The sequence below is a fragment of the Kribbella sp. VKM Ac-2568 genome (assembly GCF_004345365.1).
GTDB classification, from domain to species: domain Bacteria; phylum Actinomycetota; class Actinomycetes; order Propionibacteriales; family Kribbellaceae; genus Kribbella; species Kribbella orskensis.
Genome location: NZ_SLVF01000005.1, coordinates 265,061 through 281,118 on the forward strand (window position 1 = coordinate 265,061; position 16,058 = coordinate 281,118).

Genomic DNA, 16,058 nt, shown 5'->3' on the forward strand with positions numbered 1-16,058 from the left:
GGCGGGCGGCCGGGGGCACGTACTGTGAGGGGATGGGCGCGCCTCGACGTTGGTACGCCGGGTACAGCGTGCATCCGGTGGCGGCCGACGTCGCCCTCGCGCTGGTCATCCTGGCGATCAATCTGATCCAGCCGGGCGATCGGCACTCCGGCGAGCAGATCGACCTCACGGTGACCGGGGTGCTCCTGGTCGCGATCGCCGCCGGTTCGCTGGTCTTCCGCCGCCGGGCACCGCTGGTGGTGCTCGCGATCACCATGCTGGCCGTGACAGGCTATGCGATCACCGAGCAGGTGAAGAGCCCGATCGGTCTGGCGCTCGCCGCGGCGATCTATACGGTCGTGATCCAGAAGGACCGGCTGACGCGGTTGGTGGCGCTCGTCAGCGTCGCCGTCATCACGGTCACCGTCGCGACCCTCTTCACCGACGGCAACCTGCTCGCGAACATCTCGGTCGCCGTCCTCGTCCTGTTCGGCGCCGCCATCGGCGAGGCGGTCCGGAACCGGCGCGCCTACCAGGCCGAGTTCGAGGCGCGGATCCGACGGGCCGAACAGTCCCGCGAGGAGGAGGCGGAGCGGCGGGTGATCGACGAGCGGCTACGGATCGCCCACGAGCTGCACGATGTGATCGCCCATCACATCGCCCTGATGAACGTCCAGGCCGGGGTCGCGTCCCATCTGCTCCGCGAGCAGCCCGACGAGGCCGACCGCGCGCTCGCGCTGGTCCGCGAAGGCGGCCGGACCGTACTGCGGGAGCTGACCGTGCTGCTCGGCGTACTGCGCCGCTCGGGCGACGGCTCGCTGCCGACCGCCCCCACCCCTTCCCTGCAGGAGCTCGGCGCGCTGATCGAGTCGTTCACCGCGGCTGGTCTCGTCGTCGACTGGCAGCCGCCGGCCTCCGGGCCGCTCCCGGACGTGATCGAGCTGACCGCCTACCGCGTCCTGCAGGAATCCCTCACCAACGTGGTCAAGCACGCGCCCGGCTCGGTGGTCCAGGTCCGCTTCGAGGCGCAACGCGGCTCGCTCACGATCGAGACCACCGACGACGGCGGCCACCCCGGTACGCCGTACCGCAGCGCCGCGGCCGGGCCTGTCGGCGCCGGCCACGGGCTGCTCGGCATGCGGGAGCGGGTGACCGCGGTCGGTGGCGACGTCACCGTCGGGCCGCTGCCGCACGGCGGGTTCCGGGTTCGTGCCGTCCTACCTCTGGAGACTGGAGACACAGGTGACGATCCGGGTGCTGCTGGCCGACGACCAGACGCTGATCCGCAGCGGGTTCCGGGTGCTGGTGAACTCAGCGCCCGGTCTGGAGGTCATTGCTGAGGCGGCGAACGGCCGGCAGGCCTACGAGCTGGCCCGGACCGAACGCGCCGACGTGATCCTGATGGACATCCGGATGCCCGAGCTGGACGGGCTGGCCGCGACCCGGCTGATCACCGCGGACGAGTCGCTGGCCGGGGTGAAGGTGCTGATCCTGACCACCTTCGAGGTGGACGAGTACGTCTTCGAGGCGATCCGGGCCGGTGCCAGCGGCTTCCTCGGCAAGAGCGTGGAGCCGCACGAGCTGATCAGCGCGATCCGGGTGGTCGCACGCGGCGACGCGCTGCTCTCGCCGAAGGCGGTCCGCGGGCTGATGAACCGGTTCCTGGCCCAGCCCGAGCTCGACCCGGCGACGGGATCCGGCGAGTTGTCGGTGCTGACCGAGCGGGAGCGCGAGGTGGTCGGCCTGGTCGCGCTCGGCCTGTCCAACGACGAGATCGCCGAACGGCTGGTGCTGTCGCCGCTGACCGCCAAGACCCATGTCAACCGGGCGATGGTGAAACTTGAAGCCCGCGACCGGGCGCAGCTCGTCGTGATCGCCTACCGCACCGGCCTGGTTCGAGCCGGCGCCCCGCAACAGCCTGGTACCCCGGAACAGCCGGGCTCGGCGCAGCAACCGGGCTCGGAGCAGCAGCCCGGCGTGATCGGAGTACAGCCGGGCGGGGTCGGCGTACACCCGGTGTAGTAGGCGGGTACGGCAGGCGCAGTACGGGGAAGAGTCCACGGCTGGCGGACGCGGACTAGGGGGTCCAGTCGGAACGATCGTCAGCATGGCTACCTACCTCTACCGGCTCGGCCGGTTCGCGTTCCGCCAACGCCGCTGGGTGGTGTTCGTCTGGCTGGCTCTGCTCGCCGCGGGCGTCACCGGCGCCGCCACGTTGTCCGGGCCGACGGCCAACGGTTTCTCGATCCCCGGCACAGAGTCGCAGCGTGCGGTCGACCTGCTCGAGAAGCGGTTCCCGCAGGCCGGCGCGGACGCCGCCACCGCCCGGATCGTCTTCCAGGCCGCACCGGGTGAGCATCTCAGCTCGCCCGGCAACAGCGCCTTGGTGAAGAGCACGCTCGGCCGGATCCAGTCGGCTCCGCAGGTGGCGGCCGTCGCGGATCCCTTTGCCGCCAAGGCGATCTCGGCCGACGGCCGGACCGGCTACGCCCAGGTCGCGTACGACGTGACCGCGCAGGAGGTGACTCCCGAAGCCCAGGACGCGGTCGCCGCAGCGGTCGAGCCGGCTCGCGCCGCGGGGTTGACGGTCGAGTACGGCGGCGACGCGATGCAGGTCCAGGACGAGCAGAGCCTGGCCGAGGTGATCGGTATCGGGGTGGCCTCGGTGGTTCTGCTGATCACCTTCGGCTCGCTGATCGCGGCCGGACTACCGTTGCTCTCGGCAATCGTCGGGATCGGCATCGGCGCCACCGCGATCACCGCCGCGACCGGCTTCATCGACATCGGCTCGGGGACGCCGATCCTGGCGGTGATGATCGGGCTGGCGGTTTCGATCGACTACGCGCTGTTCATCATGTCGCGCTACCGGCACGAGCTGAGCACCGGCCTGGAACCCGAGGAAGCCGTCGGCCGAGCCGTGGGAACCGCTGGTTCCGCGGTCGTCTTCGCCGGGCTGACCGTGGTGATCGCCCTGGCCGGTCTGTTCGTGGTGGACATCCCGTTCCTGACCCAGATGGGATTCGCGGCCGCGTTCACCGTCGTACTGGCGGTGGCGATCGCGTTGACGTTGCTGCCCGCGCTGCTGGGCATGGCCGGACGCCGGGTCCTCGGTGGCCGGATCCCCGGTCTGCGCGGCGGTGATCCGGAGGCCTCCAGCGGCAAGCCGACTGCCGGTCGCCGGTGGGCCGGATTCGTCACCCGCCGGCCGGTCGCCGTGTTGCTGGTGTCGGTGATCGGCCTCGGAGCACTGGCGATCCCGGCGGTCGACCTGGAACTCGGACTGCCCGACGACAGCACCGCCGCGGCCGGTTCCACCCAGCGCAAGGCCTACGAACTGTTGTCGGACGGCTTCGGCCCGGGCTTCAACGGACCACTGATGGTCGTGGTCGACGCAGCCGCCTCCGCCGATCCGAAAGCGGCCGCCGCGAGTACTGCGAACGTAGTACGCGGGTTGCCGGATGTGGCGGTGGTGACTCCGCCGACCTTCAACCCCGCGGGCGATACCGCCTTGCTGACGGTGATTCCGGCGAGTGGTCCGAGTACGACCGAGACGAAGGATCTCGTGCAGGCGATCCGGAACGCGCCGGAGTCGGGTGGCGCCGAGGTCTCGGTGACGGGTGGGACGGCCTTCAACATCGACATCTCGGCCAAGCTGAGTGACGCTCTGGTGCCGTATCTCTCGTTGATCGTGGGGCTGGCGTTCCTGCTGCTGATGCTGGTGTTCCGGTCGGTGCTGGTGCCGTTGAAGGCGACGCTGGGGTTCCTGCTGACGGTGGCGGCGACGTTCGGAGCGGTGGTCGCGGTGTTCCAGTGGGGTTGGTTCGCAGGGCTGTTCGGGATCGAAGGTCAGACCGGGCCGATCATCAGCATGCTGCCGGTGTTCCTGGTCGGGATCGTGTTCGGGCTGGCGATGGACTACCAGGTCTTCCTGGTCACCCGGATGCGGGAGGAGCACGTCCACGGCGCGGCTCCACGGACCGCGGTGGTGGACGGTTTCGGCCACAGCGCGCGGGTGGTCACGGCCGCTGCGGTGATCATGGTCGCGGTGTTCTCCGGGTTCATCCTGTCCACCGAGACGCTGGTCCGGGAGATCGGGTTCGGACTGGCCTTCGCTGTCGCGATCGACGCGTTCGTGGTCCGGATGACGATCGTCCCGGCCGTGATGGCGCTGCTCGGCCGCTCCGCGTGGTGGCTCCCCCGCTGGCTCGACCGCCTCCTCCCGGACGTCGACGTAGAAGGCGAGAAACTCCGCCGCCAGATCGAACCCCCGGTCCCCGAGCCCCGCGAACCCGAGCTCGCTTCGCGGTGAGCACTGCCCCGGCGCTCGCAGTACGGGCGCCGGGGTGACGGCCGCCACTGACAGTGATGGGTGGGACCTGGATGATGGCCGCCATGCAGCGCGAGATGATGAAGTCGAAGGTGCACCGGGCCACCGTCACCCAGGCGGACCTGGACTACGTCGGGTCCTGCACGCTGGACGTCGCCCTGATGGAGGCGGCGGACCTGCTGCCCGGCGAGAAGGTCGACATCGTCGACATCAGCAACGGCAACCGGCTGTCGACGTACCTGATCGAGGGTCCGCGCGGTTCTGGCATCGTCGGCATCAACGGCGCCGCCGCGCACCTGATCCATCCCGGCGACCTGGTGATCCTGATCGCGTACGGAATCTTCGACACTGCGGAGGCGAAGACCTTCGCGCCGAGCGTAGTCTTCGTGGACGAGCACAATGCGATCACGCGCATCGGCTCGGACCCCGCCGAGGTGCTGCCGGACAGCAGCACGCTCCGCGGCGATCAACTGCACACCGCGCGCTGAACCAGGCGAGATGAGGATGGGTCGACGATGACCGAGAGCACGGAGAACGCCCCGAAGACCGCCAGCCACGACACTCCGTCGGGCGAGAAGCTGCGGGAGTTCATGAACTCCGGCTGGGGTGAGACCGAGCGAACCGATGTCACGCTGAGCGACGTCGGCGCGTGGGCGGCGAAGCGACGGGACGCGCTCTCGCAGGCGTTCCCGGGCGAGCGGCTGGTGATCCCGGCCGGCACCTACAAGGTCCGCTCGAACGACACCGACTACGCCTTCCGGCCGCACACCGACTACGTCTGGCTGGTCGGCGACCAGAGCTCGGACGCCGTCCTGGTGCTCGAGCCCAACGGCACCACCGGCCACGACCCGGTGCTCTACTTCCGGCCGCGCGCGGATCGCAGCGAGGGCGAGGAGTTCTGGCGTGACCGGATGTACGGCGAGCTGTGGGCCGGCCGTCGTCCGTCGCTGACCGAGACGGCCAAGGAGTACGGCATCGAGACCCGGCACGTGGACGGGCTCGCCGACGCGCTGAAGAACGACGTACCGACCCGCATCCGCCGGGGCGAGGACAGCTCGATCGCCTCGCTGCTGAGCGGAGCCGGCACCGACGCCGAGCGCGACAAGGAGCTCGCGTTCACGCTGTCGGAGCTGCGCCTGGTCAAGGACGCCTGGGAGATCGAGCAGCTTCGCGAGGCCTGCGCGATCACCCACCGCGGCTTCTCCGACGTGCTGAGCGAGATGGACAAGGTCCGCAAGTACGGCGAGCGCTGGATCGAGGGGACCTTCTGGCGTCGCGCCCGGGCGGAGGGCAACGACGTCGGCTACACGTCGATCGCCGCCGCCGGACCGCACGCGACCACGCTGCACTGGATCGAGAACGACGGCCAGGTGAACGACGGCACCCTGATGCTGCTCGACATGGGCGTGGAGAACCGCAACCTCTACACCGCCGACATCACCCGCACGCTGCCGGTCAACGGCGAGTTCACCCCGCGCCAGCGTGAGCTCTACCAGCTCGTGCTGGACGCGCAGAACGCGGGCATCGCGGCGCTCCGCCCGGGCGTGACGTTCCGGGCCGGCCACGAGGCCGCGATGGACGTCATCGTCCGCGGGCTCGACGCGATGGAGCTGCTGCCGGTCTCCGCCGACGAGGCGCTCGACCCGGACAGCATGATCTACCAGCGCTACACGCTGCACGGCGTCAGCCACATGCTCGGCCTCGACGTGCACGACTGCGCGGCCGCCCGTGCCGAGAAGTACAACAAGGGCGACCTCGAGACCGGCTACGTCCTCACCGTCGAGCCCGGCCTCTACTTCCAGGCCGAGGACCTCACCGTCCCGGAGGACCTGCGCGGCATCGGCATCCGGATCGAGGACGACATCCTCATCACCGACGACGGCACCGAGAACCTCTCGGCCGCCATGCCCCGCGACATCGAGGGCATCCAGAACTGGATGGCCGGCTAGCCGTTGTGCGCCCCACCCTTTCAGGGGTTGACCCCTGAGAGGGTGGGTTGCACCGTCAGATTCTCGTGGTGCAACCCACCTGGTGGAGGGTTGACCCCTGAGAGGTTCGCCCACAGCGTCGGCAGGTGCGCCGACGGCTGGGGCGCCGGGCGGGTCACCAGATCTTGACGCGGTCCTTGGGGGACAGCCACATGTCGTCGTCCTCGGTGACGTCGAAGGCGGTGTGGAAGGCGTCGATGTTGCGGACGACCGCGTTGCAGCGGAACTCTGGCGGCGAGTGCGGGTCGATCGCCAGCCGGCGGATCGCCTCGGCCTCGCGGGCCTTGGTGGACCAGCCCAGCGCCCAGGCGAGGAAGAACCGCTGGGCTGCGGTCAGGCCGTCCACCGGTGCCGGCGGTTCCCCGCCGTCCAGGGACAGCTCGTAGGCGACGTACCCGATCGAGAGGCCGCCGAGGTCGCCGATGTTCTCGCCGAGCGTCAGCTCACCGTTCACCTTGTTCCCGGGCGCGTCGGTCGACTCCAGCGCGTTGTACTGCGCGACGAGCTTCGCCGTCCGCTCCTCGAAGGCGGCCCGGTCGTCGTCGGTCCACCAGTCGTTGAGGTTACCGGCGCCGTCGTACTTCGAGCCCTGGTCGTCGAAGCCGTGACCGATCTCGTGCCCGATCACCGCGCCGATCGCGCCGTAGTTCACCGCGTCGTCGGCCTCCAGGTCGAAGAACGGCGGCTGCAGGATGGCGGCCGGGAAGACGATCTCGTTCATCCGCGGGTTGTAGTACGCGTTCACCGTCTGCGGCGTCATCAGCCACTCGGTCCGGTCGATCGGCTGCCCGAGCTTGGCCAGGTCGCGCGCGGTCTCCACGGCGACCGAGCGACGCACGTTGCCGACCAGGTCGTCCGCCTGCACCTCGAGGCCGCTGTAGTCCTTCCACTTGTCCGGGTAGCCGATCTTCGGCGTGAACGCGCCGAGCTTGTCCAGCGCCTGCTGCCGGGTCTCCGGACCCATCCAGTCGAGCGCGTCGATCCGCTGCCGGTAGGCCTCGACCAGGTTGGCGACCAGCTCGACCATCCGGGCCTTGGCGATCGGCGGGAAGTACTCGCCGACGTACAGCTGGCCGACGGCTTCACCCAGCGCGTTCTCGACCACGTCCAGGCCGCGCTTCCACCGCTCCCGCAGCTCCGGCGCGCCGGTCAGGGTCTTGCCGTAGAAGCTGAAGTTCTCGTCGACGAACGTCGTGCTCAGCAGCGGGGCCGCGTTGCGGACGACGCGCCAGCTGAGCCATTCCTTCCAGTGCTCGAGCTCCACCTCGCGCAGTACCTCGGCAGCGGTCGTGAGGTAGTCGGGCTGGCGGACCACCAGCTGCTCGAACGCGCTCTCCGGTACGCCGGCGTTGGTCAGCCAGACGGACCAGTCCAGCCCGGGGGTCAGCGCCTCGAGCCCGGCCCGGTCGACCTTGTTGTAGGTCGCGGAGACGTCGCGGTTCCTGACCCGGTCCCAGTGGCCGCCGGCCAGCCGGGTCTCGAGCGCGAGGATCCGGTCGGCCGCCGCAGTGGCGTCCGCCAGCCCGGCCAGGTCGAGCATCCGGGCCAGGTGGGCGACGTACGCCGTCCGCACGTCGGCGAAGTTGTCCTCGCGGTAGTACGACTCGTCGGGCAGGCTGAGGCCGCCCTGGGTCATGTACACGATGTACTCGTCGGACTTCTTCGCGTCGATGTCGACGCCGTAGTAGAAGATCCCGGGCACACCCTGGAGCTCCAGCGCGCCGAGCGCGGCGACGAGGCCGTCCAGGTCCTTGATGGACGCGACCTGCTCGAGCTGGTCCGCGATCGGGCCGGCGCCGAGCCGCTCGATCGTCTCCTCGTCCATGAAGCTGGTGTAGAGGTCGCCGATCTTGCGAGCCTCGGTGCCCTCGGGGTGCTGGTCGGCGGCGGTCTGCTCGACGATCCCGCGGACATTCTTCTCGGCGGTGTCCAAGAGCGCGTGGAAGGCGCCGTAGATCGCCTTGTCCGCGGGAATCTCGGTCCGCTCCAGCCACGGTCCGTTGGCGTACCGGTACAGATCGTCCTGCGGCCGGACCGTCGTGGACAGATCCGAGATATCGATCCCTGCTGTCATTCCTGCGGTGCTCCTCTGCTGCGTGCGAGCGTCAAAACCACTGTCGGCGACAGTACCCGGTGAGCGGTCGCGGAATGAGTGGATATCGGCCGGATCGAACCGTTCAGGTCTGCTGCTCGTTCACCTATTGTTGAATGCACAACCAGCCGCTGCGTCGGCTTTCGGGGGCGTCGAGGCGGCTCAGGTCACCCACTGGAGGACACCCGCCATGCAACGCCCACTGCCAAGACAGGTCGGCCGCGTGCTCGCTGCGACTCTCGGCCTCCCCGCACTGCTCCTAGGCAGCCTCACCGCCTCCGCCCTCACGACTGGCGCCGCCACCAGCGGCCCTGCTGTCGGTCCAGCTGTCGGCTCCACCGTCAAGACCAGCGACGACGACGGCTTGTGCGACAAGATCAGGTTCGGCACCAACGAGGCCAACGCAACCACCAGCGGATCGACGATGGCCGGCACGGTCGCCTCCACGGCCGCGAGCCACTCGGTCCGCTTCCCGACCCACTTCGACCTCCCGGCCGGCTTCCAGCCGGAGGGCATCGCGATCGACCGCGCCGGCAAGGCGTACTTCGGGTCGCGGGTCGACGGTGACATCTACCGGGCAGATCTCCGGACCGGCAACGGCCGGGTGATCAGTCAGGGCCCCGGCACCGCGTCGCTCGGCATGAAGGTCGACCAGCGCGGCCGGCTGTTCGTGGCTGGCGCGGCCGGCGGCGACGGCCGGGTGATCGACACCCGGACCGGCAACGTGCTCGCGAGCTACAAGTTCACCACCGCGACGCCGACCTTCGTGAACGACGTCATCCTCAGCAAGGACGCGGCCTGGTTCACCGACTCGCGCCAGCCCGTGCTCTACAAGGTCCCGCTCGGTCGCCACGGCAAGCTGCCCGGACAGTCGGCGGTCCGGACCGTCCCGCTCACCGGTGACTACCAGCACGACGCGGCGGGCACCAACGCGAACGGGATCTCCCTCACCCCCGACGGCCGGGCGCTGATCATCGTGCAGTCCGTGACCGGGCTCCTGTTCCGGGTCGACCCGCGCACCGGCGCGACGAAGCAGGTCAACCTCGGCGGACTCCTGATGACCGCCGGCGACGGCCTGCTGCGCTCCGGCGACACCCTGTACGTCGTACAGAACCGGCTGAACCAGATCGCCGTGCTGGACCTGAACAACTCCGGCACCAGGGGCCAGCAGATCCGGACGATCACCAGCACCGACTTCGACGTACCGACCACCGCGGCGTTCTTCGGCAAGCGCATCTACCTGCCGAACGCCCGGTTCACCACGCCGCCAACCCCGACCACGCCGTACTGGGTGACGGCGGTCCACCGCTGACGGACCTCTGCGCTGCCCTCCACCCCGGAGGGCAGAGCAGAGTGGGTTTCTCAGGAGACGGTGCGGAGGTTGCCGCGGGCGGCGGCCTTCAGGCGGCTGCCGCAGGAGAGGCGGACGGAGTAGCCGGCCGGGATCGACAGCGGCTCGCCGGTCTGCGGGTTGCGACCGGTCCGCGGCGCGCGCAGTACCCGCTCGATGCTCAGCAGGCCGGTCAGCGAGACCTTGTCGCCCTTGTGCACGGCCTCGGTGACGACGTCGCCCAGCGCGTCGAGGACCTTCTCGGCCTGGTTCCGCGGGATGCCCGCCTTGGCTGCCACGCCGGCGACCAACTCGTTGCGATTCACGGCTCTCCTCAGACTCGTACCGCCCGGCCGATACCCCAAACGTCGGCCCGATCAGTCGGGAAAGACCTTAACCGAAATGATTGTCGTTAGCGAGAGCGGTCCGGAATACGGGCGATCAGATGCCGTCCTCGTCAGGGGGCGATCAACGGCTGTCTGAGGCCGTCGGGTCAGAGGCCGTCCTGGTCGTGCCAGTGGTGCTGCCAGCGGGCGTCGACAGGTGCGGTGCTGAGTTGGTAGCGGATGTCGGTCGACAGGCGGGTGGTTCCGTCCGGGTCGACGTTGTCCAGGGCCGCATGGACGGTGTGGGCCGTGTGGATGACGACGTCGCCGGCCGCGTAATCGGTGACCAGCCAGCGCGCGTCGTACTCGTCGGCCAGTGACGGCAGATCGGCCGTGATCGACGCGGCTGGGCGCTTCAAGGTGCCCGCGGCCTCCTCGCGCAGTACCCGGTGGTGACTGCCCTCCAGGTAGGTGAGCCCGCCGAGCGTGACCGGGCAGTCCCCGAGTGGGATCCAGGCCGACAGCACGCGATCCGTGCCCTCGCGCAGGTAGACGAGGTCGTAGTGCGCCTGCGTGGCGAACCCGATCCCCCGTTCCCCGGGTGACGTCTGCCGGATGATCTTCCGCTTGTGCAGAAACGTCTCACCGCCGAGGAACCACTCGAACCACCCCCGCAGCGCCGGCTGTCCACAGAAGGCCGCGTACTCCGGCCCGGGGACAACCTCGCCGAACAACACCTTTCTGAAGGCAGCCCGCTCCACCGCGCCCGCGGTGCGTTCGAAGTAGTACTTCCTGAACTCCAGGACCTCTTCGGGATCAAGCAGGCCGCGCAAGTACAGGTAGCCGTCGCGCCCCAACCGCGCCCGCAACGCCTGGCGGTCGGCACGCTCTTGGTCCGGGACAGCCTCCAACTCGCCCAAGCGCCCCGCGGACTCATTCAGCACATACCCATTGGAAGTCAGCACCGTCCTATTCCAGCGGCACTCCACCTAGCTCGTGAATGGACTCGAGCGGTCAGTTCTTGGATTCTTGTCGACATGGCCAACTGGTCGACCTACTTCACACCAAGCCAAGCCCAGCGAGAACTTGGACTTTTCTGCCTAGGAGCCGGCGAGCAGGAGAACCGGCCTGGCGCCAGCCCCGAACGTGCTCTCGGCTGCCACGCCCTGGTCCTCGTCCGCCACGGCCGCGGCCACCTCCTGCACGGCGCAGACCGGGTGCTGCACGAGGTGGAGGCGCCTGCGCTGCTGTGGCTCTTTCCTGGCGTCCTGCATGGCTATCGCCCGTCCACCCGCTGGCAGCAGTCGTGGACCTTGTTCGGCGGTACGGCTGCCGAAGCGCTCACCTCACTCGGCTACCTGGACGCGGCACACCCCGTACGCCGGTACGCCGACTCCCGGGCTGTCGAAAGAGCTTTCGCCAAGGTCCTCCGGGTCACCGGAGGCGGCGAGCGTAGTACCGACGTACAGGCTGTGGCGGCTCTCTTCGAGCTCATCGGCGTCGCGGCACAGGACGAGTCGGGCGGGGACCTCGTCGAACGATTGCGGGGGTTGGCCTGCCGTCCGCTGTCGATCCAGCAGTACGCCGAGGCGCTGCGGCTGAACGTGCACGAGCTGCGAGAAGGTGTCCGGTCAGCGGCCGGGGTGACGCCTCAGGAGGTGATCTTGACCACGCGACTGAACACGGCGAAGGCGTTGCTGGCGGAGACGGACGCGCCGGTGGCGGCGATCGCTCGGGAAGTCGGGTACGAGGATCCGGCGTACTTCAGCAGGTTGTTCACCTCTCGCGTCGGGCAGTCGCCGCGCGCGTTCCGGCGGATCGGTTCGCTCGCGGGGTCGAAATCGTCCTTTTGATCGAGGCGATGCCCACCCACGGTCTGAAAGTATCGGGTGAAGACCCTTCGGGCGACCGACGCGGGAACGACCCGTGGTTCGCTACGGTCGACCCATGAGTCAACCGCAGCCCATCGACCCGCGCTTCGTCAGCCGGACGCCCGTCCGGACGCCCAAGAAGCGGCGCAACTGGTTCGGCCGGATCATCGGACTGATAGTCCTGCTGTTCCTGCTGGTGCTGATCAGCGTCCCGCTCTACGCGTGGGGCAAGATCGACAAGGTCGACGCGATGCCGGCCGGCGAGCGCCCGGCCGAGACCCCCGGCACGACGTACCTGCTGGTCGGGTCGGACAGCCGCGAAGGGATGACCCCGGCCGAGCGCGCCAAGCTGCACACCGGCAACGCGGCCGGCCAGCGGACCGACTCGATCATGCTGCTGCACGTGCCCGAGTCCGGACCGACCGCACTGATCAGCCTGCCGCGGGACAGCTATGTGCAGATCCCGGGCCACGGCCGGAACAAGATCAACGCCGCGTTCTCCTTCGGCGGCCCGAAGCTGCTGATCCAGACCGTCGAGGGGGTCACCGGGCTGCGCGTCGACAACTACGTCGAGATCGGCTTCGGCGGCTTCGCCTCGATCGTGGACAGCGTCGGCGGCGTCAAGATGTGCTTGCCCAAGGCAATGAAAGACAAGGATGCACACATCAACCTGCCGGCCGGTTGCCAGCAGCTCGACGGCGAGAACGCGCTCGGCTACGTCCGCGCCCGCAAGTCCGACCCGCTCGGCGACCTCGGCCGGGTGCAGCGGCAGCGCGAGATGATCGGCGCGATCGCCGAGAAGGGCGTCTCGCCGGCCACCATCCTGAACCCGGTCCGCTACTTCAGGCTCGGCACCGCGAGCGCCGACGCGCTGACGATCGACGAGGGCACCGGTCCGCTCGACCTGTTCAAGTTCGCCCGCGGCATGAAGGCGGTCGCCGGCGGCGGTGACGGGGTCACGCTGACCGTGCCGATCTCGGACAACAACCTCAGCACGCCACACGGTTCCGCGGTCAAGTGGGACACGGCCAAGGCGAAGGCGCTTTTCCAAGCGCTGAAGGAAGACAAGACCAGCAGCCTGAAGGCGAGCTAGTGGCCGGCGTCGGATGGCGTCCGATCGCTGGTGCACTGAGCCGGACGATCTTAGGTGCTTGCGGCACGAATGGCGGAGGGCGGTAGGTAGGTGCTGGTTCTGGTCCACCTGGTCGTGAGCCTCGGGATGGTGGTGATCGTCCCGCTCGGCCTCGCCCTGGTGGACCTGCCAGGCAGTACGACCGTCCGCCGGTGGTGGCTCGTCGTCGCCGTGCCCGGCGTTGTGTCGCTCTGGCTGGATCGGGGAGCACTCTCGATCACGCTGGCCTCGATCTACCTCGCCGGGACGCTGGCGCTCGGAGTACTGGCTGCTGCTGACTTCCTGCGGCGGAAACGCCTGCGGGCGCGGGAGATCGCGCTGTACACGGCGCTGGTGACTCCGTCGATCGCGGCGTTGTCGCTGGTCGCGGAGCGTTCGTCGTACGAGTTGTTCGGCTTCAGCCTCACGGTGTTGTCGTTGACGGTGGCGCACTTCCATTTCGCGGGATTCGCCGCGGCCTTGATCGCCTGCCTGGTGGTGGGATCCGCTAGTGGGCAGGCGGCGACCGCCGCGGCGATCAGCGTGCCGTTGGGGACGGGGATCGTGCTGCTCGGGTTCTTCCTCGGTGATCCCGTCGAGTTGCTGGGCGCCGCAGTACTGACGGTTGGCATGTGGTTGGTCGGGTGGGCGTTGTGGCGGCGGTCCCGGGAGGCCGCGGATCGGGTCGGCCGGGTGTTGTTGACGGCCTCGGCGTCGGTGCTCGTGGTGACGATGTTGCTGGCGCTCTCGTGGGCGCTCGGGCACGTGGTCGACACGCCTTACCTGCCGCTGGAGTGGATGGTCGCCACGCATGGCCTGGCCAATGCGGTTGGCTTTGCGTTGTGCGGGTTACTTGCCTGGCAACGGCTGAAGGAGAAGGTCGGATGAAGCTGGCGGATCTCGCGGGGCGCAGGTTCAGCTACGACGTGGTGGGGTCGACCCGGTTCGACGAGACGCCGCCCGGCTACCACCGGCTCGAACTGCATACTCGGATCGGCGATGGCGACGAGTTCTTCCGTCGCGCGGGCGAGGCGCTGATGACGTGGAAGATGCACAACAAGGCCGGCGTCCGGATCAAAGCCACCGACAGCCCGGCCGTGATCGGCGCGAACTCCCTGGGGCGGCTCGGCATCGGCTCACTCGGCCTGCCCGTGCTGTGCCGGGTGGTCTGGGTCGTCGACGAGCCGGACCGGATCGGCTTCGCCTACGGGACGCTGGAAGGTCACCCGGAAGCCGGCGAGGAGTCCTTCCTGGTCACCCGCGAACCGGACGGCATCTACTTCACCCTCCGCGCCTACAGCCGCCCCGGCACCTGGTACACCCGCCTCGGCGGCCGCGCCACCCGCACCGCCCAATCCATCTTCGCCCGCCGCTACACGACAGCCCTCCGCCGCCTCGCCACCCGCTAGCCAGAGCCAGCTGACTCCGGCCGAACCGCCTGACACCCGCCAGCAGAGCCAGGCGACTCCGGCCGAACCACCCGAACCGGCTGACACCCCGCCCCACTCAACGCCCGTCCTCGCTAGACGCGGCGTGAGTGGTGGGTTCGGACACCAAACGGGGACCTTGAACAAGAAGTGACGTGACCCCGGTCCCGACTTCTTGTTCACACCCCCACAGCCATACCCCTCACTTGGGCTGGCGAACGGCCTGCGACAACGTAAAGGCCCCGCAAGCTCATACCTTTGCGGGGCCGACTCATTTGTACCAAGGGTCTCAACCCGCGCAAGTGACCAACACACCAACAGAAGAAGGCGATCCAACAGCAGGGCGTCATCGACCCCATCGCCCAGGGTCGCCCGGTGGTTGCAGTTGTGGTTGCAATCGGGGTCATCTTGCTCAGCCCCACCGCGCTCGCCCCATGCGATCGGCAGCGTCACGTGCCAGCCGATTTGTGACGTGCGTTTACCGCTTCGTCACAGCGAGGGACGAGCGGCCAAGGATCTCCTGGACCACGCGGATGTCTACACACACTGCTCGAGCAGGCGAGTTGCGGCGGTGTGTCGTGCGTCATGCAGTCGACCGTAGGGTGGTCATGGAGTGGGACGAAGGTGGCGAGCACTTCGTGGAAGAGCAGAGCATTTCAGGCTAACCGTGCCCTCGCAGTCCCACCGGCTGCGACTGTCGCACTTCGCGGTCTAGTGACGACAGGCGAAGGACGTGAGGCTCGGCAGGCGACAGTACCTCGGGTTCACTGATCGGAACCGTCCAGGAAGCGCCTCGCCTCGGCCAGCCCACCGTCCCAGTCGGCGCGCACCTGCGCCATCAACCCCGGAACCACGTAGTCGAGTGACCGGCGACCCTCGCGACGGTTGAACACATGCAGCCCGGCCGTTCCGAGAACCACTGCGAGGACGCCGCTCAGCTCCTGGTCCGGGTCCGCACTTCCCAAGTAGAGGTTGCGTGCTTCAGCCTCTGAGATCCGGAGACGACCGACGAACAACAGCACCACCTGCCGACGGTTGCCGCCGACGAGGAGTGCCTCAAGGCGCGGCGCCGTCGACCAGTGCTCGTTGAGTCCGGGGAACTCCTCGTCCAGTTCCCTGCGCATGACGCCCCGGACGTCGAGCACTCCGTCCACCACGTCGGCCGGCGTTGCGCCGCCACCGATGAACTTCACCTTGCCCGCGCTCGACGAAGTCTTCCCGACATCAGCGAGGAGCGCACGTCCGTCGCTGGTGATGGGCAGCACGTTGACCGCAACCGGGCAGCAGGTGTCGGCCGCCGGGAGATCCTGTTCGCGGTTGGCCAGGTAGTGGGCGAAGGTGGTGCAGCCGAGGTCGCCGACCCAGCGTCCCTCAGTGGAACGCAACCCCGACAGGGACAGCAGTTCACCGTTGTGAAAGGTCGGATTGTCCCTGGCCTTCTCGGTCCAGGTACGGTCGACGACCTCGCGACCCTCGGCGCTCACGGAGACCTCTCCCCGGACGATCAGATCGAGATCGTGGTCGATGGTGAACACTCTGGCGGTGGACGTGCTTGTCATGCACAGGTACCAATCGATGTCGTAGCGGTAGTTGATCTGCGGGGTCCA

Annotated in this window: 14 protein-coding genes; 10 read left to right on the top strand and 4 right to left on the bottom strand. The window is 68.7% G+C overall.

Annotation, left to right across the window (positions count from 1 at the left end):
• Nucleotides 1-32 precede the first annotated feature (32 nt).
• The 5 genes from EV648_RS15785 (at nucleotide 33) to EV648_RS15805 (ending at nucleotide 6,255) form a co-directional block, all read left to right on the top strand.
• The gene (locus EV648_RS15785) at nucleotides 33-1,319 is read left to right on the top strand and encodes a sensor histidine kinase (RefSeq protein ID WP_132291267.1); all 1,287 of its coding nucleotides are present in this window, start codon (nucleotides 33-35) and stop codon (nucleotides 1,317-1,319) included.
• A complete protein-coding gene (locus EV648_RS15790) occupies nucleotides 1,222-2,001 on the top strand; it encodes a response regulator (RefSeq protein WP_132291270.1) in 780 nt (259 codons plus the stop codon). Before EV648_RS15785 ends, EV648_RS15790 begins: the two co-directional genes overlap by 98 nt.
• Nucleotides 2,002-2,086: 85 nt before the next feature.
• Nucleotides 2,087-4,288 (top strand): MMPL family transporter, encoded by a 2,202-nt coding sequence (locus EV648_RS15795; protein WP_132291273.1) that lies wholly within the window; start codon nucleotides 2,087-2,089, stop codon nucleotides 4,286-4,288.
• Between the two features lie 83 nt (nucleotides 4,289-4,371).
• Nucleotides 4,372-4,794, top strand: coding sequence for an aspartate 1-decarboxylase (gene panD / locus EV648_RS15800; protein WP_132292309.1), 423 nt, complete (start codon nucleotides 4,372-4,374; stop codon nucleotides 4,792-4,794).
• A 27-nt stretch (nucleotides 4,795-4,821) separates the two neighbouring features.
• Nucleotides 4,822-6,255 (top strand): aminopeptidase P family protein, encoded by a 1,434-nt coding sequence (locus EV648_RS15805; protein ID WP_132291276.1) that lies wholly within the window; start codon nucleotides 4,822-4,824, stop codon nucleotides 6,253-6,255.
• 154 nt (nucleotides 6,256-6,409) lie between these two features.
• Here EV648_RS15805 and EV648_RS15810 read toward each other — a convergent pair whose 3' ends face one another.
• The gene (locus EV648_RS15810) at nucleotides 6,410-8,368 is read right to left on the bottom strand and encodes a M13 family metallopeptidase (protein ID WP_132291279.1); all 1,959 of its coding nucleotides are present in this window, start codon (nucleotides 8,366-8,368) and stop codon (nucleotides 6,410-6,412) included.
• A gap of 208 nt (nucleotides 8,369-8,576) precedes the next feature.
• On the opposite strand from EV648_RS15810, the gene EV648_RS15815 reads away from it, so the two are divergent.
• Nucleotides 8,577-9,698, top strand: a complete 1,122-nt coding sequence (locus EV648_RS15815; RefSeq protein WP_199234637.1) for an SMP-30/gluconolactonase/LRE family protein — start codon at nucleotides 8,577-8,579, stop codon at nucleotides 9,696-9,698.
• Nucleotides 9,699-9,748: 50 nt separating this feature from the next.
• Here EV648_RS15815 and EV648_RS15820 read toward each other — a convergent pair whose 3' ends face one another.
• Complete coding sequence (locus EV648_RS15820) at nucleotides 9,749-10,042, bottom strand: HU family DNA-binding protein (protein WP_132291282.1); 294 nt, start codon at nucleotides 10,040-10,042, stop codon at nucleotides 9,749-9,751.
• A gap of 167 nt (nucleotides 10,043-10,209) precedes the next feature.
• Nucleotides 10,210-11,007 carry a phytanoyl-CoA dioxygenase family protein gene (locus EV648_RS15825; RefSeq protein ID WP_132291285.1) on the bottom strand — a complete coding sequence of 266 codons (798 nt, stop codon included), beginning with the start codon at nucleotides 11,005-11,007 and terminating at the stop codon, nucleotides 10,210-10,212.
• A gap of 72 nt (nucleotides 11,008-11,079) precedes the next feature.
• On the opposite strand from EV648_RS15825, the gene EV648_RS15830 reads away from it, so the two are divergent.
• The 4 genes from EV648_RS15830 to EV648_RS15845 all read left to right on the top strand — a co-directional run bounded on the left by EV648_RS15830 (nucleotide 11,080) and on the right by EV648_RS15845 (nucleotide 14,433).
• Entirely contained in the window at nucleotides 11,080-11,895 is an 816-nt protein-coding gene (locus EV648_RS15830; RefSeq protein WP_132291288.1) for an AraC family transcriptional regulator, read from the top strand.
• Nucleotides 11,896-11,989: 94 nt separating this feature from the next.
• Nucleotides 11,990-13,006 (top strand): LCP family protein, encoded by a 1,017-nt coding sequence (locus EV648_RS15835; RefSeq protein ID WP_132291291.1) that lies wholly within the window; start codon nucleotides 11,990-11,992, stop codon nucleotides 13,004-13,006.
• Nucleotides 13,007-13,096: 90 nt separating this feature from the next.
• Nucleotides 13,097-13,912 carry a YndJ family protein gene (locus tag EV648_RS15840; protein WP_132291294.1) on the top strand — a complete coding sequence of 272 codons (816 nt, stop codon included), beginning with the start codon at nucleotides 13,097-13,099 and terminating at the stop codon, nucleotides 13,910-13,912.
• Nucleotides 13,909-14,433, top strand: coding sequence for a DUF1990 family protein (locus tag EV648_RS15845; RefSeq protein WP_132291297.1), 525 nt, complete (start codon nucleotides 13,909-13,911; stop codon nucleotides 14,431-14,433). Before EV648_RS15840 ends, EV648_RS15845 begins: the two co-directional genes overlap by 4 nt.
• A 782-nt stretch (nucleotides 14,434-15,215) precedes the next feature.
• Here the strand turns inward: EV648_RS15845 and EV648_RS15850 are convergent.
• A complete protein-coding gene (locus tag EV648_RS15850) occupies nucleotides 15,216-16,010 on the bottom strand; it encodes a hypothetical protein (protein WP_132291300.1) in 795 nt (264 codons plus the stop codon).
• Nucleotides 16,011-16,058 lie beyond the last annotated feature (48 nt).